19 protein-coding genes are annotated in these 22676 nt (G+C 70.9%); 7 read left to right on the top strand and 12 right to left on the bottom strand.

What is annotated here, in order from left to right; all coding sequences use genetic code 11:
- Positions 1-39 precede the first annotated feature (39 nt).
- From IEY89_RS24305 to IEY89_RS24315, 3 genes are all read right to left on the bottom strand, one after another.
- A complete protein-coding gene (locus IEY89_RS24305; protein WP_189149595.1) occupies positions 40-1860 on the bottom strand; it encodes a glycoside hydrolase family 18 chitinase in 1821 nt (606 codons plus the stop codon).
- Positions 1861-1987: 127 nt separating this feature from the next.
- The gene (locus IEY89_RS24310; RefSeq protein WP_189149596.1) at positions 1988-2647 is read right to left on the bottom strand and encodes a response regulator; all 660 of its coding nucleotides are present in this window, start codon (positions 2645-2647) and stop codon (positions 1988-1990) included.
- On the bottom strand, positions 2644-3828 hold the full coding sequence (locus tag IEY89_RS24315; protein WP_189149597.1) for a sensor histidine kinase: 1185 nt from the start codon (positions 3826-3828) through the stop codon (positions 2644-2646). Before IEY89_RS24315 ends, IEY89_RS24310 begins: the two co-directional genes overlap by 4 nt.
- Positions 3829-4007: 179 nt before the next feature.
- Between IEY89_RS24315 and IEY89_RS24320 the strand changes: the two genes are divergently transcribed.
- Positions 4008-4601: a hypothetical protein gene (locus IEY89_RS24320; protein ID WP_189149598.1), complete on the top strand. Its 594-nt coding sequence runs from the start codon at positions 4008-4010 to the stop codon at positions 4599-4601.
- On the top strand, positions 4598-4795 hold the full coding sequence (locus tag IEY89_RS24325) for a DUF5708 family protein (protein WP_189149599.1): 198 nt from the start codon (positions 4598-4600) through the stop codon (positions 4793-4795). The genes IEY89_RS24320 and IEY89_RS24325 overlap by 4 nt, the downstream gene beginning before the upstream one ends.
- Before the next feature lie 23 nt (positions 4796-4818).
- Here the strand turns inward: IEY89_RS24325 and IEY89_RS24330 are convergent, their stop codons facing one another.
- Positions 4819-5406: a cob(I)yrinic acid a,c-diamide adenosyltransferase gene (locus tag IEY89_RS24330; RefSeq protein WP_189149600.1), complete on the bottom strand. Its 588-nt coding sequence runs from the start codon at positions 5404-5406 to the stop codon at positions 4819-4821.
- 203 nt (positions 5407-5609) lie between these two features.
- On the opposite strand from IEY89_RS24330, the gene IEY89_RS24335 reads away from it, so the two are divergent.
- From IEY89_RS24335 to IEY89_RS24345, 3 genes are all read left to right on the top strand, one after another.
- The gene (locus tag IEY89_RS24335; RefSeq protein WP_189149601.1) at positions 5610-6458 is read left to right on the top strand and encodes a 3-hydroxyacyl-CoA dehydrogenase family protein; all 849 of its coding nucleotides are present in this window, start codon (positions 5610-5612) and stop codon (positions 6456-6458) included.
- A gap of 252 nt (positions 6459-6710) precedes the next feature.
- Entirely contained in the window at positions 6711-7034 is a 324-nt protein-coding gene (locus IEY89_RS24340) for an STAS domain-containing protein (RefSeq protein WP_006382151.1), read from the top strand.
- Between the two features lie 277 nt (positions 7035-7311).
- Complete coding sequence (locus IEY89_RS24345; protein ID WP_189149602.1) at positions 7312-9891, top strand: ATP-binding protein; 2580 nt, start codon at positions 7312-7314, stop codon at positions 9889-9891.
- Between the two features lie 96 nt (positions 9892-9987).
- Here the strand turns inward: IEY89_RS24345 and nucS are convergent, their stop codons facing one another.
- A complete protein-coding gene (nucS, locus tag IEY89_RS24350) occupies positions 9988-10659 on the bottom strand; it encodes an endonuclease NucS (RefSeq protein ID WP_189149603.1) in 672 nt (223 codons plus the stop codon).
- 299 nt (positions 10660-10958) lie between these two features.
- Between nucS and IEY89_RS24355 the strand changes: the two genes are divergently transcribed.
- Entirely contained in the window at positions 10959-11351 is a 393-nt protein-coding gene (locus IEY89_RS24355; RefSeq protein ID WP_189149604.1) for an SCO5389 family protein, read from the top strand.
- Positions 11352-11434: 83 nt separating this feature from the next.
- Here the strand turns inward: IEY89_RS24355 and IEY89_RS24360 are convergent, their stop codons facing one another.
- Positions 11435-12463: an LLM class flavin-dependent oxidoreductase gene (locus tag IEY89_RS24360; RefSeq protein WP_189149605.1), complete on the bottom strand. Its 1029-nt coding sequence runs from the start codon at positions 12461-12463 to the stop codon at positions 11435-11437.
- A gap of 279 nt (positions 12464-12742) precedes the next feature.
- Between IEY89_RS24360 and IEY89_RS24365 the strand changes: the two genes are divergently transcribed.
- The gene (locus tag IEY89_RS24365) at positions 12743-13078 is read left to right on the top strand and encodes an Rv1322 family protein (RefSeq protein WP_189149606.1); all 336 of its coding nucleotides are present in this window, start codon (positions 12743-12745) and stop codon (positions 13076-13078) included.
- Positions 13079-13130: 52 nt separating this feature from the next.
- Here IEY89_RS24365 and IEY89_RS24370 read toward each other — a convergent pair whose 3' ends face one another.
- The 6 genes from IEY89_RS24370 to scy all read right to left on the bottom strand — a co-directional run bounded on the left by IEY89_RS24370 (position 13131) and on the right by scy (position 22434).
- Positions 13131-13991: an ABC transporter permease gene (locus tag IEY89_RS24370; RefSeq protein ID WP_189149607.1), complete on the bottom strand. Its 861-nt coding sequence runs from the start codon at positions 13989-13991 to the stop codon at positions 13131-13133.
- Positions 13988-15208, bottom strand: a complete 1221-nt coding sequence (locus tag IEY89_RS24375; protein WP_189149608.1) for an ABC transporter ATP-binding protein — start codon at positions 15206-15208, stop codon at positions 13988-13990. Before IEY89_RS24375 ends, IEY89_RS24370 begins: the two co-directional genes overlap by 4 nt.
- 220 nt (positions 15209-15428) lie before the next feature.
- Positions 15429-16199 carry an ABC transporter permease gene (locus IEY89_RS24380; protein WP_189149609.1) on the bottom strand — a complete coding sequence of 257 codons (771 nt, stop codon included), beginning with the start codon at positions 16197-16199 and terminating at the stop codon, positions 15429-15431.
- Positions 16196-17191, bottom strand: coding sequence for an ABC transporter ATP-binding protein (locus IEY89_RS24385; RefSeq protein ID WP_189149610.1), 996 nt, complete (start codon positions 17189-17191; stop codon positions 16196-16198). Before IEY89_RS24385 ends, IEY89_RS24380 begins: the two co-directional genes overlap by 4 nt.
- Positions 17192-17452: 261 nt before the next feature.
- A complete protein-coding gene (locus IEY89_RS24390) occupies positions 17453-18391 on the bottom strand; it encodes a coiled-coil domain-containing protein (protein ID WP_189149611.1) in 939 nt (312 codons plus the stop codon).
- Positions 18392-18585: 194 nt separating this feature from the next.
- Positions 18586-22434 carry a polarized growth protein Scy gene (gene scy, locus IEY89_RS24395; RefSeq protein ID WP_189149612.1) on the bottom strand — a complete coding sequence of 1283 codons (3849 nt, stop codon included), beginning with the start codon at positions 22432-22434 and terminating at the stop codon, positions 18586-18588.
- Positions 22435-22676: the final 242 nt, after the last annotated feature.

The raw sequence follows: 22676 nt of genomic DNA on the forward strand, positions 1-22676 counted from the left end.
CCGGCACCGCCGCGTTTAGCTGTTCCGGTGTTCCGGTGACTACGCCAGGCCGCCGCTGATCGCGCTCACCAGCTCCCCGTTGCTCGTGTCGCCGCTGAACTCCCAGAAGAACGCGCCGCCCAGGGCCTGGTTCCTGGCCCAGGTCATCTTCCCGGCGATCGTCGCGGGAGTGTCGTACGACCACCAGTTGTTGCCGCAGTGCGCGTATGCCGTGCCGGCGATCGTGCCGGTGGCCGGGCAGGACGACTTGAGGACCTTGTAGTCCTCGATGCCCGCCTCGTACGTGCCCGGTGCCGCGCCGGTCGCCGTGCCGCCGGGGGCGGACTGGGTGACTCCGGTCCAGCCGCGGCCGTAGAAGCCGATGCCCAGCAGGAGCTTCGCCGCCGGGACACCCTTCGCCTTCAGCTTGGCGATGGCGTCGGCGGAGTTGAAGCCGGCGGCCGGGATGCCGGCGTACGAGGTGAGCGGCGAGTGCGGGGCGGTCGGACCGTCCGCGTCGAAGGCGCCGAAGTAGTCGTACGTCATCACGTTGTACCAGTCGAGGTGGGCGGAGGCGCCGCCGTAGTCGGCCGCGTCGATCTTGCCGCCGGAGGAGCCGTCGGCGGTGATGGCCGCGGTGACCAGGTAGTTCGCCCCGAACGTCGAACGCAGCCCCGACATCAGGTTCTTGAAGGCCGCGGGACCGGACGTGTCACAGGTCAGGCCACAGGCGTTCGGGTATTCCCAGTCGATGTCGATGCCGTCGAAGACGTCCGCCCAGCGCGGGTCCTCGACGACCGCCTTGCAGGAGGCGGCGAAGGCGGCCGGGTTGGCGGCGGCCTGGGCGAAGCCGCCGGAGTAGGTCCAGCCGCCGAAGGAGTACAGCACCTTGATGTGCGGGTACTTGGCCTTCAGCTGGCGCAGCTGGTTGAAGTTGCCGCGCAGCGGCTGGTCCCAGGTGTCGGCCACGCCCGACACCGACTGGTCGGCGGTGTAGGCCTTGTCGTAGGCGGCGTAGGTGTCGTCGACGACGCACTTGCCGTCCTTGACGTTGCCGAACGCGTAGTTGATGTGCGTGATCTTCGACGCCGAGCCCGAGGTCACCAGGTTCTTGACGTGGTAGTTGCGGCCGTAGACACCCCACTCGGTGAAGTAGCCGAGCTTGACCTTGTTCCCGGGGGGCGGGTCCGTGGTGCCGCCGGTGGTGCGGACGGCGACCGCGCCGCTCACCGGACCGGTCTGGTCGGCGGTGTCCCGGGCCCGGACGGTGTACGAGTAGTCCGTACCCGCGGTCAGACCCGTGTCCGTGTACGTGGTCGCCGTCACTGTCGCGACCTTGGTGCCGCCGCGCAGAACGTCGTAGTTCTTGATGCCCTTGTCGTCGGTGGCAGCGCCCCAACCGAGCTTCACCGAGGTGTTGGTGACGCCCGAGGCGGTGGGAGTTCCGGGCGCCGAGGGGGCGTTGTCGCCGGGGACCGAGCCGCCGTCACAACTGCCGCCGTTCAGCTTGCAGTTGGCGGGAGAGCCGGAGCCCGCGCCGTTGAAGCCGAAGGAGACGGCGGCGCCGGGCGCGAGGGTGCCGTTCCACGACTTGTTCTTGGCGGTCCAGTGGGTGCCACCGGAGGTGACGTCGGCGTCCCAGGCCGAGGTGACGGACGTACCGGAGGGGAAGTCCCACTCGACCGTCCATGAACTGATCGACGTGGTACCGGTGTTCTTGACCGTCCACCTGCCCTCGAAACCGGTGCCCCAGTCCTGGGTCTTGGCGTAGGTCGCGGTGGCCGAGGTGGCCGCCTGTGCCGGGCTCGCCAGACCCACCAGGGTGGCGAGGGGGAGCAGCAGGGTTGTCAGGCCTGCCGTACATCTGAGTCCGAAGCGCATGCCGCGCCTCCTTGGAGGTGAGGGGGGCGCGACTGAGCCTTCGCACCCACAGTGCCGCGAGAATAGGAAGGTCTGGACCACGGGTCAATAGGTCTGGACCACTTCGCGGAAAGCCTCCGTCGAGTCGCTAAACCCCCAACTCCTGAGCCAGCACCGCCGCCTGGACCCGGCTGCGCAGCTCCAGCTTGCCCAGCAACCGGCTGACGTGCGTCTTCACCGTCGCCTCGGCCATGTCGAGGCGGGTCGCGATGTCCGCGTTGGACAGTCCCTCGCCCAGACACGACAGCACCTCGCGCTCGCGGCGGGTGAGGGCGTCCAGCACGGCTGGGTCGGCCCTCGGCTCCCGTACCGGCCCCGAGGCGAACTCCGCGATCAGGCGCCGGGTGACCGCCGGGGCGATCAGACCCTCGCCGCGCGCCACCGTCCGTACCGCCTCGATCAGGTCCTTCGCCTCCGTGTTCTTCAGGAGAAAGCCGGAAGCTCCCGCGCGCAGCGCCCCGAAGACGTACTCGTCGAGGTCGAAGGTGGTCAGCACCAGGACGTCGGCCAGCTGTTCGGAGACGACCTGGCGGGTCGCCGACACCCCGTCCAGCCGCGGCATCTGGATGTCCATCAGCACCAGATCCGGCCGCAGTTCCCGGGCCAGCGCCACCGCCTGCTCGCCGTCCGAGGCCTCCCCGACCACCTCGATGCCGGGCGCGCTGCCCAGAATGAGAACGAGCCCGGCCCGTACGGCCGACTGGTCCTCGGCGACGAGCACCCGGATCGCCGCTCCGGCCTGTGTCATACGTCTTCTCCTTCGGCTTCGGTGAGGGGCAGCGTGGCGCGCACGGCCCAGCGGGCGCCGTCCGGTCCCGCCGCGAAGGTGCCGCCCAGCAGCTCGACCCGCTCCCGCATCCCGACCAGACCGGCGCCCGAGCCGGGCGCGCGCGGGCTGCCGTGATCGCCGTACGGGCTGGTCACGGTGACGCTCAGCGAACAGTCCCGTCGGGTGAGCGCCACCGCGACCCGGCCGGGGGAGGCGTGCTTGAGGGCGTTGGTCAGGGACTCCTGGACGATGCGGTACGCGGCCAGCTCGACCGGGGCCGGCAGGGTGCCGTGCCCGGATCCGGCGTCGAGGGCGACGTCGAGGCCGTTGGTACGGGCACCGTCGATCAGCGCGCCGAGGCCGTCCAGTGTCGGGGCCGCCGCCGGTTCCAGGTCCCCGCCGCTGTCGCGCAGGATGCCGATCAGGCGACGCATCTCGGCCAGTCCCGCCACGCTGTTCTCGCGGATGACACCCAGGGCCCGCTTCGAGGTGTCCGGGTCGTCGAGAGAGAGCGCGGCCGTGGAGTGGATCGCGATGGCGGAGAGGTGGTTGGCGACCATGTCGTGCAACTCCCGTGCCATCCTCGCCCGTTCGGAGGTCACCGCCTGGGTTCGGTCCAACTCGGCCAGCAGTGCGGTCTGTTCGGCACGCAGCCGGGCGGAGTCGGCGGCGTCGCGGTGGTTGCGCACGATCAGACCGGTGGCGGCGGGCGTGAACGCCACGATGGCGACGACCACGCCGATGAGCAGGGCCTCCGGTACCCGCCAGACGGCGAAGGGCACGATCGCGGTCGCCACCGAGAGCAGTCCGGTGATCCAGGGAACCCGGCGGGCGGTGGCGGGCGGCCCGTACAGCACGGCCGCGTACACGAGGTCCGTGAACATCACGACGGTGACCAGGTTGCCCTGCGTGAGGACGTCCACGGTCAGCGCGGCCGTGCCGACCAGCAGGCCCGTACGCGGACGGGTCCGCCGGAGCAGTTCGCAGCCGGCGGTCACGACGAGCGGCAGCAGGATCGGCCAGCGCCCGTCCAGGAGCACGAGCGGATCACCGGCCGTACGGGTACCGAGACCGACGCCCCAGATCAGCAGCCCGCCGAGCAGCCCCGCGAGCGCGATGCGCACGTCGTCACGGTGCGGGCGGGGAAGTCGCGGGGCCATGACTCCATCCAACACGGCCCGGGCGACGCCCGCCTGATCCCCGGGAAGGGTCCCCCACTGCATCTTTCGATGTACCGGGACTTCCTCACCGCCGACGACGACTCCGGCCCGTCCCGCCGGGAGCCTGGAAGGAGAACGGATTCCCCGGGTCTCCCGGACTCTCCCGTGAGGAGCGAGTCGTGATCGTCGCGTTGATCATCGCCTGCGAGGTCGGCTTCTGGGTGCTGCTGGCGCTCGGCCTGGCCGTCCGCTACCTGCTCAGGTGGCGTCGCACGAGCGTGGTGCTGCTGCTGTGCGAGCCGCTGCTGGAACTGGTGCTGTTCGTCGTCACGGCGATCGACCTGAGGAACGGCGCCGAACCGAGTTGGGAGCACGGCTTGGCCGCGCTCTACATCGGCTTCACGGTGGCGTACGGCCACTACACGATCCGCTGGCTCGACGGCCACGCCGCCCACCGCCTGGCCGGCGCCCCGCCCCCGCCGGGCCCGCCCCGATACGGCATGGCCCGCGCCCGCCACGAGGGCCGCCTGTGGCTGCGTACGGTCGTCATGGCCGCGGTCGCGTGCGCGCTGCTCCAGGCGGCGGTCTGGTACGTCGGCGACGGGGACACGTCGTCGCTGCGCTCCTTCCAGGGGGCGGCGCTCAGGGCCGTCGGCATCCACGGTCTGATCGCGCTGACGTACACGATCTGGCCCAAGAAGGACCCGGGCGGGCCCGGAGGGGCCGGGAGCGCCGACCGGGTCACCTTCGAGAAGGAGAGCGCGCGCCGATGAACAAGGCGACGAGAAACCTGCTGGAGGGCGCCGTCACCCTGGTGATCGGCCTGGTGCTGTGGCTGTTCGCCGGGGGAGTGGAGCTCCCCTTCGTCACCCTGACGAAGGTGGGTGTGGTCATGATGTGCGTCGGCGGAGCACTGCTCCTGACGGGCCTGTTCCGGACGGCAGGCCCATCGACGAACAGGCGGTAGGGAGTCGGGGCCGCCCGGCCTCCTCAACGCTCCCCGCCCGGGACCCAGAGCACGTCCCCGACTTCCTTGTTCGCGGTCCGCGCCAGAATGAACAGCAGGTCCGACAGCCGGTTGAGGTAGGTGGCGGTGAGCGGGTTCATGCTGCCGTTCTCTCCTTTGGCGCCGTGGACCTCCAGGGCCGCCCAGGTGGAGCGCTCGGCCCGGCGTACGACCGTGCACGCCTGGTGCAGCAGGGCCGCGCCGGGGGTGCCGCCGGGCAGGATGAACGAGCGCAGTTTCTCCAGGTCTTCGAGGAACCGGTCGCAGTCCGCCTCCAGCTTGTCGATGTAGGACTGCTCGACCCGCAACGGAGGAAACTCCGGGTTCTCGGCCACCGGAGTCGCCAGGTCCGCGCCCACGTCGAACAGGTCGTTCTGCACGCGCGTCAGCACCTTGACGACCTCCTCCGCCAGCCCACCGAGGGCAACGGCGGTCCCGATCACCGCGTTCGCCTCGTTGGCGTCGGCGTACGCCGAGATCCGCAGATCGGTCTTGGCGACCCTGCTCATGTCACCGAGGGCGGTGGTGCCCTTGTCGCCGGTCCTGGTGTAGATACGCGTCAGATTCACCATGCGGCCAGAGTAATGATGACCTTCCGCCACCGCTCAACTAGGCCGTACGAGGGGCCGAATGAGCCACGTCGGTGTGATGTCCGTCAGATGAGACGTGACGCGCATTACTTACCGGTCACACAGCACCCTCACGACCGCTAGGGTCCGCCGAAGAGGCCCAATACACGAGGCATACATAAACAGCGCGTCAGGGGAGTCGCACAGTGGCACGGAAGCTAGCCGTCATCGGAGCCGGCCTGATGGGTTCCGGCATCGCCCAGGTCTCCGCCCAGGCGGGCTGGGACGTCGTACTGCGCGATGTCACCGACGAAGCGCTCACCCGTGGCACGGACGGCATCAAATCCTCCTACGACCGGTTCGTCGGCAAGGGCAAACTGGCCGCGGCCGACGCCGAGGCGGCTCTCGGACGCATCACCGCGACGACCGATCTGGACGCGGTCGGCGACGCGGACATCGTCGTCGAGGCGGTCTTCGAGAAGCTGGAGGTCAAGCACGAGATCTTCCGCGCGCTCGACAAGATCGCGCGCGACGACGCCGTGCTCGCCTCCAACACCTCCGCCATCCCGATCACCAAGATCGCCGCAGTCACCGACCGCCCGGACCGGGTCGTCGGTACGCACTTCTTCTCGCCGGTGCCGATGATGCAGCTGTGCGAGCTGGTCCGCGGCTACAAGACGAGCGACGAAACCCTCGCCACCGCACGGGAGTTCGCCGAGTCCGTCGGCAAGACCTGCGTCGTCGTCAACCGGGATGTCGCCGGTTTCGTGACGACCCGGCTGATCTCGGCGCTCGTCGTCGAGGCGGCCAAACTGTACGAGTCCGGTGTCGCCACCGCCGAGGACATCGACCTCGCCTGCAAGCTCGGCTTCGGGCACGCCATGGGCCCGCTGGCCACCGCCGATCTCACCGGGGTCGACATCCTGCTGCACGCGACGAGCAACATCTACACCGAATCCCAGGACGAGAAGTTCGCTCCTCCGGAGCTGATGCGCCGGATGGTTGACGCCGGTGACATCGGCCGTAAGAGCGGGCAGGGCTTCTACAAGCACTGAGCAGTACCGAACAGCATCGAGCATTACCGGGCAACACCGAGCGGGTTACCGAGAAGCGATGAGAAGTGCCGCTGCACAGCAGTACCGCACGTAGTCAACAGGCACGGAAACCGCACGAACCCCTGGGGTATCACCCTGTGGGGTGAATTGAGTATCGGTTCGCTCACAGACGGCAACCTGACCGCCCCTCAGGCAGTCAGACGTTGCATCACCTGCCGACGCGGAGCACGACACGCACTCACGGGAGCGCATATGTACATCAGGGGCGACCACGCCGAGCTGGTCGTCGGGGGCCGCCTCGACGTCCGCAGCGCGGCGGACGCCCGTACGGTCCTGCATACGGCCGTCGACACAGGCGTCGGCGATCTCGTGCTGGACCTGTCCGAGCTGGACTCCTGGGACGCCACCGGACTCGGGGTGATCATGGGAGCCCACCGGCGGTGCGGGCGGTGCGGCAGACGGCTCGTGCTGCGCGACGTACCACCACAGATGCAGCGCCTGCTGGTGGCCACCCGGCTGCACCGGATCCTGGCGATCGAAGGTGGTATCGGGGTGGAGTCACTGCCCAGAGTGTGAGTCCAGAGTCCCACCGACCTGTTTTTCTGCTGGGGGTCCGGGGGTTATCCCCCGGGAAGGCGCAGTACGCACAATCCTCACGAGACTGTGACGTCTCGGACGGCGCGGTACCCCGGCCTGTCATAGATACTGTGCGAAGGTTTAGGGTTCGGTCGCCCGCTGCCTGACATCCCATGGGCGGGCCCGGACCAGAAGCGACAGCGCAGTGTGCGGCAAGGCCGGGAGGGGCCTGGGTCCTGTCGACCCGCACACGACGCTTTTGGGGGGCTTGAACCTTATGGACCCGAACAGCCAGGGCTCCGAGGAGTACGGCCACGACGCCGACGGCACCACGCCGCGTCAGCGCCCGCCTCGTGACGCCCTCACATCCGACTTCGGCCAGCACACGCCCGCGCTCGCCCGCACGGCGCAGCTCGTCTCGGGCGACTACCTGCTCACGGTCAACCCCGTCGACGGCAGCGAGATAGAGGTCTGCCCGCCCGGCGAACGGCCCGGCCGGCCCGCCAAGTTCACGGCGGCCGAGCGCGCCGAGGTCACCCGAGCCGCGAGGCCACCCGTACCGCCCGGGCCCGCGCAGCCCGAACTGCCGCTCCTGGAGCGCGACGGCGAGCGCGAACGGCTGGTGCGACTACTGGCCCGGGGCCGTTCCGTACGGCTGACCGGCCCGGCCGGCTCCGGCCGCACCACGCTCCTCGACGCCGTCGCCGCGGACTGCGCGGACCTCGCGCCCGACGGCGTGGTCCGCCTCACCGGTCTCCACCGCACCAAGACCGACCTGCTCTACGACCTCTTCTACGCCGTCTACAGCGCACCCCTGTACCGGCCGGAACCGGACGAACTGCACGCCCTCGTCCGTGAGGCCGGCGCGGTCGTCGTCCTCGACGACGTGGAGTTCGGCGGCGCCGCGCTCGACGAACTCCTCGACGCGACCCCCGAGTGCGCCTTTCTGATCAGCGCCACCCCCGACGTGCCGGCGCCGTCCGCCGACTCACTGGTCGAGGAGATGTTCCTCGACGGCCTCGACCGGGCAGGCGGCCTGGAGCTGCTGGAGCGTGCCGTCGGCCGGGTCCTGACCGAGGAGGAGGCCAACTGGGCCGGCGACCTCTGGTTCGAGTCCGAGGGGCTGCCCCTGCGGTTCGTCCAGGCCGGCGCCCTGCTCAGGCAGCGCGACGGTCTGCGTGCCGGCGCCGACGCCCTCGACGGGTTCGGCGTCTTCGAGGACACCCCGGTCGACGCGCCCTTCGACACCGGCGACGAGGACGACGTACCGCTGCCCTCGCTCGCCGAGGGAGCCGCGCCCGCGCCGCTGCTCGCGTCCCGGCTCAGCGTGTCCGCGAGGGAGACCCTGCGGTTCGCCGTCGCGCTCGGCGGTGAGGTTCCCCACCAGGCCCATCTGCCCGCACTGGTCGGTGACACCCACGCGGACGCCGCCCTCGGTGAGCTGCTCGGCTGCGCCCTCGTCTCCCCGGTCGGCTCCCACTACCGGCTCGCGGCCGGGGTACGGGCCCAGCTGGAGGCCGCCGGATACGGCGAAGGCGCCCAGGACCGGGCCTTCACCGCCGCCCAGCACTACGCCTGGTGGGCCGGACACCCTTCCGTCACCCCCGAGCGGGTCTGTGCGGAGGCCGACGCCCTGCTCGCCGCCCTCGCCGTGCTGGTCCCCGCGACCACACCGCCGGGGGAGGGCGAGGAGAGCACGGCCGTACAGCTGGCCCGCACGGCGGCGCCCGCCTTCGCGGCAGGTCTGTACTGGAGCGCTTGGGAACACGTCCTGCACTCCGGAGCCGAGGCTGCCCGGCTCGCCGGGGAGGTTTCGGAACAGGCCTATTTCCACCACGAGTTGGGCATACTCGCACTCTGCGGCGAACAGCTCGACCAGGCCCGTGGTGAGCTGGAGGCCGCGATCGGCCTGCGCGGCGCCGTCGCCGACAAGCGCGGTACGGTCGCGGGCCGCCGCGCCCTCACCCTGGTCGCCGACCGGGCCGGCGACACCCCAGGCCCGGGTTCCGCGGCCGGTGAGGAGGTGCCGGACGCGCGCTACGAGGAGTCGGCGTCCCCGCCCGGCGGGGTCCCGGCGGTCTTCGGGGCCGCGGGCTACCCGCCGCTCAAGCCGTCGCCCACCGGTTCCGGTTCGGCTTCCGGTTCCGGCTACGGGGCCGGTGACTTCCCGGCAACGGTGATCACACCCCGGTCCGGGGGCGGCGGGGCGCACAAGGTCTCGACCGTCCAGCGGCTCGTGGGCGGTGCCCGGCGCAACCTCGTGGCGGTCGGTGCGGGCGCCCTGCTCGCGGCGGTGCTCGGCACGGTGGTGACGCTGGGAGCGACCTCGAACCCCAACGACGCGCCGTCCGACCAGGTCGGCGTCAACCCGTCCGCCAGCGCGGGCAGCGACGACGACAGCCTGGGCGCAGACAAGGCCGACAACGGCGACAGTGACAGCGACGGCGACACCGGTACGGCCACCAGCCGGCCGACCGACCCGGGCCCCGACGGGACCATGGGCACCTCGGACGACCCGACGCCGCCCACGGACAGCCAGGAGCCGTCGGACAACCCTACGGGGACGAAAACGCCGGGGGGCGGGAGCAGCACGGGCGGGAGTACGCCGTCCACACCCTCCACCTCGCCGTCGACGACGCCCAGTTCCAACCCGTCGACGTCGACTTCTCCGTCGACACCGTCGTCCAACACGCCCACGCCTTCGGCGTCGGAGTCGGCCGAGCCGTCCGAGGAGCCGTCGCCCTCGGAACCTCCTGCCTCGGCCAGCGGCCCGGTCTCCAGCCCCGTCCAGTCCGAGTCGGCGAGCGAGTCGGCGAGCGCCCCGGTCGACACCGACGAGCCGACGCCGGTGATCTGACAGCACGTCGAAGGGGGCGGGCCCGTAACCAACGGACCCGCCCCCTTCGACGTGCAGCCACACAGTTGTGCCGAGCCGTACAGTCGTGAACCGGCCTCAGAACAGCCGGAGTTTGTCGTCCTCGATGCCGCGCAGCGCGTTGTAGTCGAGGACCGCGCAGCCGATGCCCCGGTCCGTGGCGAGGACGCGGGCCTGGGGCTTGATCTCCTGGGCGGCGAAGATGCCGCGGACCGGAGCGAGGTGCGGGTCGCGGTTCAACAGCTCCAGATAGCGCGTGAGTTGCTCCACGCCGTCGATCTCGCCGCGCCGTTTGATCTCCACCGCGACCGTCGCGCCCTCGGAGTCACGGCACAGGATGTCGACCGGGCCGATGGCCGTCATGTACTCGCGGCGGATGAGGGTGTAGCCGTCGCCGAGGGTCTCGATGCGGTCGGCGAGGAGTTCCTGAAGGTGCGCTTCCACGCCGTCCTTGATCAGGCCGGGGTCCACGCCGAGTTCGTGCGAGGAATCGTGGAGGATCTCCTCCATCGTGATGATGAGCTTCTCGCCCGCCTTGTTGATGACGGTCCAGATCCCCTCCTCTTCTCCTGCCCCCTCCTTCAACGTGCAGGGCGGAGACATCCAGTTGAGAGGCTTGTAGGCGCGGTCGTCCGCGTGGATCGAGACGCTGCCGTCAGCCTTGACCAGGATGAGACGGGGGGCCGACGGGAGATGAGCGGTGAGCCGGCCCGCGTAGTCCACGGAACAGCGCGCAATGACGAGACGCATGGTCGGCAACGCTACTCGACGCGCGGTGGTCCACGCGATTCGCCCACCTCAGAAGTGCCGACGTGGCCTCCGTGGTCCGAAGGAACATGCCACGGGCAACTGTTCGTTGTTGGCTGATTGTGTTCCTACGGGGACGGTTCTGACCGGTCCTGTATCCGCGTTTTCCTGGTGCCGTCACGGTCCGTTGCCTACGGTAGTAACCGGGAGGTCGCGATGCGTGTACGGAGCGTGCTCGGTGTCGCGGACTCCCTTTCCCTGTCCGGCAACCCCTGCGATCCGGGGGTGCGAGAGGAGAACTCATGTCGCTCGACGTCTCACCGGCCCTACTCGAACAGGCCGAGCGAGGCGAGGTCGACGAAGCCGCCTTCGTCGACTGCGTCCGGACCTCCCTGCCCTACGCATGGGAGATGATCAGCTCCCTGGTGGCCCAGCTGAAGGTGGACGGCGGAGACTTCGCCGACAACCAGACGCCGCCGCCGGACGAGCAGGCAAGGGGCCAGCTGCTACGTGCGCTGGCGAGTGACGCGATACGCGGCGCGCTGCAGCGGCACTTCGGTGTCCGGCTGGCCTTCCAGAACTGCCACCGGGTGGCGGTGTTCCCGCTGGACGCCTCGGTTGACGTCAAGCTGGACCGCTTCACCTCGGTGCGCAGCCAGTTGCTGAACCAGTCGCCGGAATTCCGGGACTGCTGACGGGATCAGGGCACCGGCTTGCCGCTCCGTACGCGGGAGGTGTTTCTGTGCGGGGCGGCAAGCTCCCTGCGACAGCCGGGTGTTCAGCGCAGCTGGGTGAGTACCTCGGTCCCCAGCCGCCGTACGTTCTCCTCGGTGGCCGCCAGGTCGCCGGACCCCTCGACGAGCAGGGCGAAGCGAGAGATGCCCGTCCGTTCGGAGGTCGCCGCGAGCCGGTCGGCGCAGAGCCTGGCCGTGCCCACCGGGTGCAGCCCGCAGAGGAGTTCGGTGTACGCCACGGGGTCCCGCATCGAACGCGCCCTGCCGTCCACCGTGACATGCGCTTCCAGCCCCTGTCGCAGCCAGCCCGGCATCGCCTTCATCAGCGTCTCGACCGCGTCCGTGCGCCGGTCCGCGATCTGGCAGACGCCGGCCGACACATGGGCGGCGCCCCGGATCTCGTCAACCGGGCGTCCCGCCGCACGCGCGTACTGCCGCCACAGGCCGACCATCTCGGCCTTCTCCTCGTCCCCGACATGCATCCCGAGGAGCATCGGCAGCCCGCGCTCGGCGGCCAGCCGCACGCTCGACGGCGAGGTGCACGCGACGACGACCTCCGGCCCCGCGGTGTCCGTCAGCGACTCCGACGGGCTGGGTACGACGGGCACCTCGCGGAACCTGAACCGGTCGCCGTCGGCCGACACGGACGGTTCGCGCAGCCAGCGGAGCAGCAGATCGAGTGACTCCGGGAACGCCGTCTCGTACGCCTCGACCCCCGTCCCGAACACCTCCAGGTCGATCCACGGCCCGCCGCGCCCCACGCCCAGCGTGAACCGTCCGCCCGACGCCAGATGCAGCAGCGCCGCCTGTTCGCCGAGGGCGACGGGGTGGGTGGTGGGCAGGACGCTCACCGCCGTACCGATCCGGATGCGCCGGGTGCGGCCCAGCAGCAGAGCGGCCAGGGTCGTCGCCGACGGGCAGGTGCCGTACGGCACGAAGTGGTGCTCCGCCAGCCAGACCGTGTCGAGACCCGCCTCCTCGGCGACCTCCGCGGACCTGACAGCTCGGTGCAGCGCCTCCCCCTGGCCCTGGCCCGGGAACTGGGCCGCCAGCACAAAACTTCCTACGCGCATTGCTCTTTCCTGCTTCCTAGGCCCCGACGCGGAGCTCCCCCGCACGGCATAACCGCTCGACACGTGCCGAAGTCACGGCTTGGCGGAGAGATAGGCGGATTGTCTGCAGAATCGAGCAGCCGGGAGGGGAGAGGCCGGGGTGCCGATGGCGAGCCGACGGGGGATTCGAGAGAGGGTTCGAGCGAGGTGATGCGGAGGCCCTGGTTCACGTCTACCCCGGATCGTGCCGCGTAGGCTGGATACGACTCGTGCCCCCCGAACCGCTCCGTGAGGTGTCCTGTGTCCCCGCGTCGCAACCGCCCCCAAGGCCCCGGCGGCTCGTCCGGCCGGAGCGCCGACGGGGACGATTCCCGCCGCTACGGCGGCTTCCAGTCCTCGGAGAGCTGGCGGGGCGAGAGCTGGAACGTCCGGAATGTGGTGGGCGCCGGGGCCCAGGGCAAGACCTACCGCTGCCCCGGCTGCGACCAGCTGATCCCGTCCGGCGTCCCGCATGTCGTCGCGTGGGCCGAGCACGCGGGTGTGGACGACCGGCGGCACTGGCACAAGGCGTGCTGGAACGCGAAGGACCGCCGCACCACACGGGTGCAGCGGTCCCGTAACGCACCGAGGTTCTGACCGGGTTTCCGAACTCGCCCAGCAGCCCGGGGAGTTCACGCGTTGGGGTGAATCACACGTCCCGTCGGTCCAGCAGCACGAAGGCGCCGGCGATCGCCGCGGCCGTCAGCCCGACGAGCAGGCCGAGCTGTGCGCCGCCGGCGGCGTTCTCGTTGTCCAGCCCGAAGATCTTGGCGAGGGCGTTGGGCGCGTTGTACTCCATCATCTTCTCGCCGATCGTCCGCATGCTCTCGGACAGCATCAGGAACGCGGGCAGGATCGCCGGCACCAGGACGAGGCCCAGCATCGCGGTGATCGCGCCCGCCGAGTGACGCAGCATCGAGCCGACCGCGAGGGCGAGCACACCGAGCAGCGAGACGTACAGCGCGCCCATGACGACCGTGCCGCCCCACGCCTTGCCCTCGCCGCCGCTGTGCATCGCCTCGGTCATCAGTCCGACGAAACCGATGGCGAACGCGGACACGACAAAGGCGACAGCGAAGAAGATGATCAGCTTGGCGGCGAGCACCCGGTGGCGCTGCGGCGAGGCGGTGAACGTCGTACGGATCATGCCCGTGCCGTACTCCGACGAGATGACCAGCACACCCAGCGTGATCAGGCAGATCTGCCCGAGGACCAGCCCGAAGAACGCGGTGATGGTGTAGGGCACGTTCCCGAAGTCTTCGTCCTGGGTCTGCGAGGCGACCAGCAGACCGATGCCGACGACGAGGAGCAGGAAGACCCCGAGCGTCCACATCGTGGAGCGGACCGACTTGATCTTCGTCCACTCGGAGGCCAGGGCATGACCGAGGTGCGTGCGCGTGACCGGGATCGGCGAGGTGTAGAGGGAGTACGGAGTGCCGGGCGCCGCCTGCCGGTCGGGTGCGGCCTGCGGTGCCAGCTGCTGCGTCGGGGGCTGCTGGGGCGTGCTCATCGGGCGTCCTCGGGCTTGGTCAGGGCGGGGGCGGCGGGAGCGGCGGGCGCCTGCTGAGGGGCGGCGGGCTGCGCGTACGGGTTCGCGTGGTCACCGGCGGGAGCGCCGCCGGGGCCGCCAGGAGCGCCGTACGGGCCCGCCGGCGGGCCCGGCTGCCCGGGCGCCGCGAACGGCGGCTGACCGCCCTGCTGGGGCGGCGGCGGGGCGTACCAGCCGGGCTGGCCCTGCCCCGGGACCGGCATCTGCACCGGCGGCTGCGCGCCCGGCGGCAGCGGCTGCTGGAGCCCGGCCCTCTGGTCGACGGTCGAGCGGTAGTCGACGGCGCCCTGCGTCATCCGCATGTACGCCTCCTCCAGCGACGCCTGGTGCGGCGACAGCTCCCACAGGCGTACGTCGGCGGAGTGCGCCAGGTCGCTGATGCGGTGCAGCGGCAGGCCCATGACGCGCAGTGCGCCGTCCTGCTCGGGCAGCACCTGCCCGCCCGCCTCGGTCAGCGACGCCGTCAGCTTCTCGCGCTGCTGCGGCTCGGTATCCGGCGTGCGTACGCGCGCGAAGTCGGCCGAGTTGGTGGAGATGAAGTCCCGCACGCTCATGTCGGACAGCAGCTGTCCGCGCCCGATCACGATGAGGTGGTCGGCGGTCAGCGCCATCTCGCTCATCAGGTGGGAGGAGACGAACACGGTCCGCCCCTCCGCCGCGAGCGCCTTCATCAGGTTGCGCACCCAGAGGATGCCCTCGGGGTCGAGGCCGTTGACCGGCTCGTCGAAGAGCAGTACCTGGGGGTCGCCGAGGAGCGCGGCGGCGATGCCGAGCCGCTGTCCCATGCCGAGCGAGAACCCCTTGGAGCGCTTGCGGGCCACGTCCTGGAGCCCGACGACCCCGAGCACCTCGTCCACGCGCCGCGCCGGGATGCCCGAGAGCTGGGCCAGGCACAGCAGGTGGTTACGGGCGTGCCGGCCGCCGTGCACCGCCTTGGCGTCGAGCAGCGCGCCCACCTGCCGGGGGGCGTTGGGCAGCTTGCGGTAAGGGAAGCCGCCGATCGTCACCCGGCCCGAGGTGGGCTGGTCGAGGCCGAGGATCATCCTCATCGTCGTCGACTTGCCGGACCCGTTGGGGCCGAGGAAGCCGGTGACGGACCCCGGCCGCACCTGGAAGGAAAGGTTGTACACGGCCGTCTTGTCGCCGTAGCGCTTCGTCAGGCCGACTGCCTCGATCATGCTCCGCACCCACCGAAAAATTCAGGACAGCAGGGCACATGCCCCCGTAAGGATTAGGAGCTTATCCGGACACTGACGGTTCCCTTCAAGGGGCGGAAAAATGTCGGGTGCATGCCGTCCCCCGAAGGGGCGAGGGACTGCGTCGATACGCGGCGCCGTCACGGGCGCGACAGCCCCCACCGGCCCGCGGCGAAGAAACCGCCCCCCCCCGGCGGACCGCTCACGCGTCCCGCTGCTTCAGCAGCACATAGCCGCCGAGCAGGGCCACGACGACCCACCCCACCATGATGGCGAGCCCGCCCCAGGGACCGTAGGGAGTGTCGTTGTCGACCGGGGTGACCACCTGCATGATCTTGCTGCCGGCCTGGTCGGGCAGATAGCGGGCGATCTTCTTCGTCGCCGAGACCGCGCCCAGGATGTTGGAGATCAGGAAGAAGAACGGCATCAGGATGCCCAGCGACAGCATCGGGCTGCGCAGCATCGCGGCCACGCCCATGGAGAACAGGGCGATCAGCGTCATGTAGAGCGCCCCGCCGAGGACCGCGCGCAGTACGCCCGGATCGCCGATGGACGTCGAATGTCCGCCCAGCATCGCCTGCCCGAGGAAGAACGCGGCGAAGCTGGTGACGATCCCGACCGCGAAGGCGAGCCCGGCCGCCACCGCGAGCTTGCAGGCGAGGAACGTGCCGCGCTGCGGTACGGCGGCCAGCGAGGTGCGGATCATGCCGGTGCTGTACTCGTTCGACACGACGAGCACCCCGAACACGATCATCGCGAGCTGCCCGAGACTCATCCCCGCGAAACTGGTGTACGTCGGGTCGAAGGACAGCCGGTCCTTCTCGCTGAGGTCGCTCCACTGGTTCTTGAAGAGCAGCGAGATCAGCGCGCCGAGCGCGATCGTCACCACGGCCGCGAGACCGAGCGTCCACACCGTGGACGCCACCGACCGGATCTTGGTCCACTCGGACCGGATGACCTGAGCGGCCGTCATGACCGTCCTTCCTGCCAGCCGTCGCCCCACGCCGCCGCCGAGGAATCGGGCGGGGCGCCGGCCGGGAGGCCGGACGGGGCCGGGGTGTCGGAATGCGCGTGGTACTCGACCGACTCGGCGGTCAGCCGCATGAACGCCTCCTCCAGGGAGGCCTGTTGGGGGCTCAGCTCGTGCAGCACGAGGTGGTGCTGCGCGGCCAGCTCACCGATCTGCTCGGCCTTCCCGCCGTCCACTTCGAGCGTCTCGCCGCCGGCCTGCACCGCCGTGATCCCGGCGGCGTACAGGACGTCGAGCAGCCGTTCGCGCTGGGGGGAGCGGATACGGACGTACGAACGCGAGTTCTGCTCGATGAAGTCCGCCATGGAGGTGTCGGCGAGCAGCCGCCCCTGCCCGATGACGACCAGGTGGTCGGCGGTCAGCGCCATCTCGCTCATGAGATGCGAGGAGACGAAGATCGTACGGCCCTGCTCGGCCAGTGATTTCATCAGGTTGCGGATCCAGTGGATGCCCTCGGGGTCGAGCCCGTTGACCGGCTCGTCGAACATCAGGATCCGCGGGTCACCGAGGAGCGCGCCCGCGATACCGAGGCGCTGCCCCATGCCGAGCGAGAACCCCTTCGCCTTCTTCCGGGCGACCGCCGTGAGCCCGACGGTGTCGAGCACCTCGTGCACGCGCGAGGAGGGGATGCCGTTGCTCTGCGCGAGACAGAGCAGGTGGTTGAAGGCGCTGCGACCGCCGTGCATGGCCTTGGCGTCGAGGAGGGCGCCGATGTACTTGAGGGGGTCCTTCAGCCGGTCGTAGTGCTGACCGTCGATCCGGACATCGCCGGCGGTGGGGCGGTCGAGGCCGAGCATCATCCGCATGGTGGTGGACTTGCCGGCGCCGTTGGGGCCGAGGAAGCCGGTCACGATGCCCGGTCTGACGGTGAACGTCAGGTGGTTGACCGCCATCTTGTCGCCGTACCGCTTGGTCAGCCCCTCTAGCTCGATCATGCGGCCACGCTAGTTCGAGGGTTCGGGCGATGCCAGTCGGCTCCGCCGGGCAGGGGGGCACGTGTGCCGGAACATTTGGTGAACGCGGGTTCGGGCTCGGCAGTGATCGCCGGTGGGTGCGTGCTGCGCCGTCGTGGCTTGTCGCGCCCGCGCGGCGGAGCCGCAAATGTCACAGCCCCGCGCCCCCAACAAAGACGCCCGCACCCCTCGTGCGAGGGGTGCGGGCGTCTACAGCCGTCTACACGACGTCCGTCCTGCTGCTTACCGCGACTGCTGGGCCGGAACCCCGCGGGTGATCGGCTCGTCGTCCGTGGCCGGGGCGCCGGCGGCGGCGACCGCGGCTCCCGTCAGGGTGGCGAGCATCTCGCGGACGTTCGTCAGCTGGGCGTTGATCGAGTCGCGGCGGTTGGTGAGAGCCGCCAGCTCGCGCTCCGATTCCGAACGGATCCGGTCGGCCTTGGCGTTCGCGTCGGCCACGATGTCCTCGGCCTGGCGCTGGGCCGTCTCGACCGTCTGGCGGGCGCGGCGCTCGGCGTCCGTGCGCAGCTTCTCGGCCTCCAGGCGAAGCTGCTCCGCGCGGTGCTCGATCTCCGCGAGGCGCTTCTCGGCCTTGGCCTGACGGGACGCGAGGTCGCGCTCCGACTGCTCGCGGCGCTTGGCGAGGTTCGTCTCGAAGTCCGCGGCGGCCTGGGCGGCCTTGGCGCGGGTCTCCTCGAAGAGGGCGTCCGCCTCCTCGCGCTTGGACTGCGCGTCCTTCGTCGCCTCCTGACGCAGCTGGGAGGCGTCGCTCTTGGCCTTCTCGACGATCCGGACGCCCTCGTCCTCCGCCTTGGACTTGCGGTCCGCAGCGAACGATTCTGCGTCGTTGCGCACCTGCTGGGCCGCCGACTCGGCGAGCTCACGGTGCTGCTCGGCCGCGCGACGGGCCTCCTCGCGCAGGTCCTTCGCCTCCTCCTCGGCGAGACGGAGGATCTTCTCGACGCGCGCGCCGAGACCGGCGTACGACGGCTCTGCGTCGCTGACCTGGGCCTGGGCGTTCTGCGTTTCGAGGTGGAGCTCCTCGATGCGCTTTTCCAGAGCAGTGATCCGAGCCAGAGCGCTGTCACGGTCGGAGACGAGCTTCGAGATGCGTTCGTCCACCTGAGCGCGGTCGTACCCACGCCGCACAAGCTCGAAGCCGTAGGGGGAAGTGTCGCTCATGGGGTTCCTGTCGAATGAGACCGGTGAGGTGATAGGTGGAATCCTAGGGGTCCAAGCGGCGTGTCATCGAGCAGTCACCCGATTGATATGGAGAATGAGACCCCTTTTGAGTGGCTAACCGGCGGACTGCTTGCCAAAGAATTGGTCAAAGACCCCAGAAAGCCCCACAGGATGTACGCAACGCGCGCTCCGTGTCAGCCGTCTGACGACTTGCCACCCGAACGGGTCACGCCGACGGCAGCGCCCGCCTTGACGCCGCCGTCCTTGTTCGCCGCCGGGGCCTCAAAAGACTCCAACGCCTCCAGGACGTCCTGGACACGGGAAATCTCCGCCTGAATGTCCTCGCGACGCCGGACGAGGACTTCGAGCTCGCGCTTGCCCTCCTCGACCGTGGCCTTCGCCTCGCGGATCGCCTCGGCCCGCAGTTCCTCGGCCTCCCGGATCAGCGAGGACTTCTTCTGCTCGGCCTCCTTCAGGAGCCCCTCGGCCTTCTTGACGGCGGCGATACGGACCTTGCCCGCCTCGGAGTTGGCCTCCGAGACCAGGTCCTTGGCCTTCGCCTCGGCCTTGGCCAGCTGCTCCTCGGCGGCCGTGATCAGCGCGTCACAGCGGTCACCGGTCGACCTCATGGTCTCGGCGGCCTCGCGGCGGGCCCGCTCGTGCAGGCTTTCGATCTCGGCGGTGATGCGGTCACGCAGCTCCTCCGCGCGCCCCCTTATGGCGGTGGCGTCCCGGCGGGCGCCGACGAGCAGCTCGTCCGCGTTCGCGCGGGCCTTCTCCACCGTCGAGTTGCCCCTGGCTGTCGCCTGGGCCACCAGCCGGTCGGCCTCGCTGCGGGCCGCGCCCACCATCGAGTCGGCCTGCGCCTCCGCCTCCGCCGTCGTCTTCTGCGCGGCCTGCTGCGACTCCGACAGGAGCTTGTCGGCCTCGGCGGCCGTCTCCGTGATGAGCGTGTCGACCTGCTCGGCCGCCTCGGAGCGTCGCTTGTTGGCCTCCTTGCGGGCCTCGTCCAGCGTGTTGTCGGCCTCGTCGCGCGCGGTCGACATGAGCCGGTCGGCCTCCGCCGCAGCCTCGGCCCTGACCCGCTCCGCCTCCGTACGGACCCGCTCCGCGTGCTGCTGCGCCGAACCGACCGTGTCGGCGGCCTCGGCCCGCAGCCGCTCCGCTTCCCCGGTCGCCTCCGAGATCAGCTGCTCGGCCGCGGCCACGGACTCGGCCCGGACCCGCTCCGCCTCGGCGTTGGTCTCCTCGGTGAGCCGCTCCGCCTCCGCCGTCACCTCGGTGATCAGCGTGTCGGCCTGCGTCGCCGCGTCCGAACGGATCCGGTTCGCGTCCTCGCGCGCCTCCGCACGGCTGCGCGCCGCGTCCTGCTCGGCACCCGCGATGGTGTCCGACGCCTCGGTACGCACCCGCTGGGCGTGCGCGGCGGCGTCCTGACGCAGCCGCTCCGCCTCGGCGATCGCCTCGCCCACCGTGCGCTCGGCGAGCGCCTTGGCGTGCTCCGACGCCTCCGCCGCCTCGCGCCGGACCCGGCTCGCGTCCTCCGAGGCCCGCTCCCGCTCGGAGTAGGCATCGGCGCGGACCCGGTCCGACTCCTCGGACGCCTCGCGCCGCATCCGGTCGGCGACGTGCTCGGCGGCGGAACGCAGCCCCTGGATCTCCTCCTGGGCCTGCTCGTGCAGCCCGGACACCGACTCCCGCACCTGCTGGGCGTGCTGCTCGGCCGCCGACACCATCTCGGTGGCCCGGCGATCCGCCTCCTCGACCAGCCGTACGGCCTCGGCCTGGGCGTCCTCAACGCGCCTGCGCGCAGACGCCAGCAGTTCCTCGCTCTGCTCGCGGGCCCGCTCGCGCTCCTGGTCGGCCTCCTGGCGGGCGGAACCGAGGGTCTCCTCGGCCTCGCGGCGACGCCGGGCGGCCTCCTCCTGGGCGGCGGCCAGCGTCTCCGACGCCTCCGTCGCCAGTCGCTCGGCGGCGGCCTGCGCCTCCGCCCGTACCCGGTCGGCGGTGTCCTGGGCCTCCGTCTTCAGCCGCTCGGCCTCGGCCGCCGCCTCGGACCGCAGGCGTACGGCGATGGCCTCGCCCTCCGCCCGGGACGCGGACGCGTCCGCCGCCGCCTCGTCGCGCAGCCGCTGGATCTCCGCGTCGGCCTGCGCCTGCAGGCTGCGGATGCGCTCGGCGGCCTCCGAACGAAGCCGCTCCGCCTCCTCGGACCCCTCGCGGCGGGTCCGGTCGGCCTCCGAGCGGGCGTCGGTGAGCGCCTGCTCGGCGGCGGTGAGCCGGTCCTCGGCCTCGGTCTGCAGCCGGGTGAGGTCGGCGGCGGCCTCGTCGCGGCGGACCCCTATCGCCCGTTCGGTCTCCTCGCGCAGCTCGCGCGCGGCCTGCTCGGCGTCCGCCTTGATGCCCTCGGACTGCTCGACGGCCTCCGCGCGGTGCCGCTCGGCCTCCTTGCGGGTGCGCTCCAGGGTCTCCTCGGCCTGCCGGCGCAGCGTCGTCGCGCGCTCGATGGCCTCCGTACGGACCTTCTCGCTGTCCGACTGTGCGGTCTGGCGCGTCTCGTCCGCGTCCGCCTTCGCCTTGGCGAGCAGCTCCTCGGCGGTCCTGGCCGCCTCCTCGATCTGCTGGACGGCCTCACGGCGCGCCTCCGCGCGGATGCGCTCGCCCTCGGCGACCGCGTCGGCGCGCAGCTGCTCGGCCTCGCCGCGCAGCCGCCGGGCCTCCTCCTGGAGCTCGACGGTCTTGGCGCGGTACTCCTTGGTGTCGTCCTTCGCCGTGCCCTTGAGCTGCTCGGCGATGTCGTGCGCCTCGGCGCGCAGCCGGTCCGCCTCCGCCTCGGCCTCGGCGCGGATGCGCTCGGCCTCCTCGGTGGCCGCCCGGGTGGTCGACTTCGCTTCCTCGGACGCCTTGTTGAGGACGTCCTCGGCGGTGCGGGCCGCCTTGGCGAGCTGGGATGCGGTCTCCTCGGCGGTGAGACTGCGCGCGGTCTCCTCGGCCTCCGCGACGATCTTCTCGGCCTTGGCCTTGGCGTCGGCGACGATCTCCTCGGCGGACGCCTTGGTGGCCTCGGCCTCCTGGCTTGCCTCGGTGACCAGCCGGGCGACCTGCTCCTTCGCCGTACGGGTGCGCTGCTCGTTGGCCGACTCGGCGCTGGAGATCGTCTTGGTCGCGGTCTCCTTCGCCTCGGTGAGGACCTTCTCGGCCTCGGCGCGTGCCTCCCGCAGGGCGGCCTCGGCCTCCTGCATGCGCTGCTCGGCGGCGCGGCTCAGCTCGGTGGCCTGACGGCGGGCGCTGTCCGACTCGGTCACCGTGGAGCTGCGCAGCTGCTCGGCGTGGTCGGCGGCCTCGCGGGCCTCGGAGGTGGCGCTGTTCAGGAGACGCTCGGCCTCGGCACGCGCCCGGCGCAGCAACTGGTCGGCCTCCGCGCGGGCGGACTCGCCCTCGCTCTGCAGCCGCAGCCTGGCCTCGTTCGCGACCCGCTCGGCCTCGGCGCGCGCGGCGGCCAGCGCCTGCTCGGCCTCCGCCCGCGACTCGTCGACGAGCCGACGCGCCTGGGACTCGCTGCGGGCCCGCAGCTGCTCGGCCCACGCCACGTTCTCGTTGACGTGCGCCTCGACGGTCTGCCGGCGTTCGGCCAGCTCCTGGTCGAGCTGCTGGCGGCGGGTGACCGCCTCCTGGTGCAGCTCGGCCTGCAACCGGGCCGCCTGTTCGGCGTGCTCCTGCAGGATGCGCTGCGTCTGCGCGCGCGCCTGCGAGATCTCGCGCTCGGCGTCCTGGCGCAGCTGATCCGCCTGGATCTGCGCGTTGCGCAGCAACTGCTCGGCCTGATAGCCGATGTCACCGCCGTCATAGGCGGGCCGGGACATGAGGGTGCGGCGCGCCTCGTGAAGCTTGGCGCGCAGCACCTCGACCTGGTAGCCGAGGTCCTCGGCATGCTGAATCGCCTTTTCCCGCTCGGTCTTCAGCCGCTCCATCTCGGCCTCGAACCGAGAGAGGTGGTCGACGTCAGCCGCCGGCTCTCGCTCCTGGCGTTCGTAGCCCCGCACTGCGCGGTCCCATCCGTCCCCTGGTCGCAACCTTCTCCGAACGAGCCACGTCCATCCGCCGGACGGGACCCCCGGGGAATGGTGTCAGATCAACGGCGAAGCACGGACTCCCGCCCTCACCCTCGGCCCCCGAAACCTGTACCCCGGCCCTCGGATCCCGCACCTCCACACACCGGGATCCGGGCCGCTCCCCGACAACACGGCAGCGGCTGTCCCCAACCCTACCGGCCCATATGTACGAG

The organism is Streptomyces lacrimifluminis (genome assembly GCF_014646095.1).
In the GTDB taxonomy this organism is placed as follows: Bacteria; Actinomycetota; Actinomycetes; order Streptomycetales; family Streptomycetaceae; genus Streptomyces; species Streptomyces lacrimifluminis.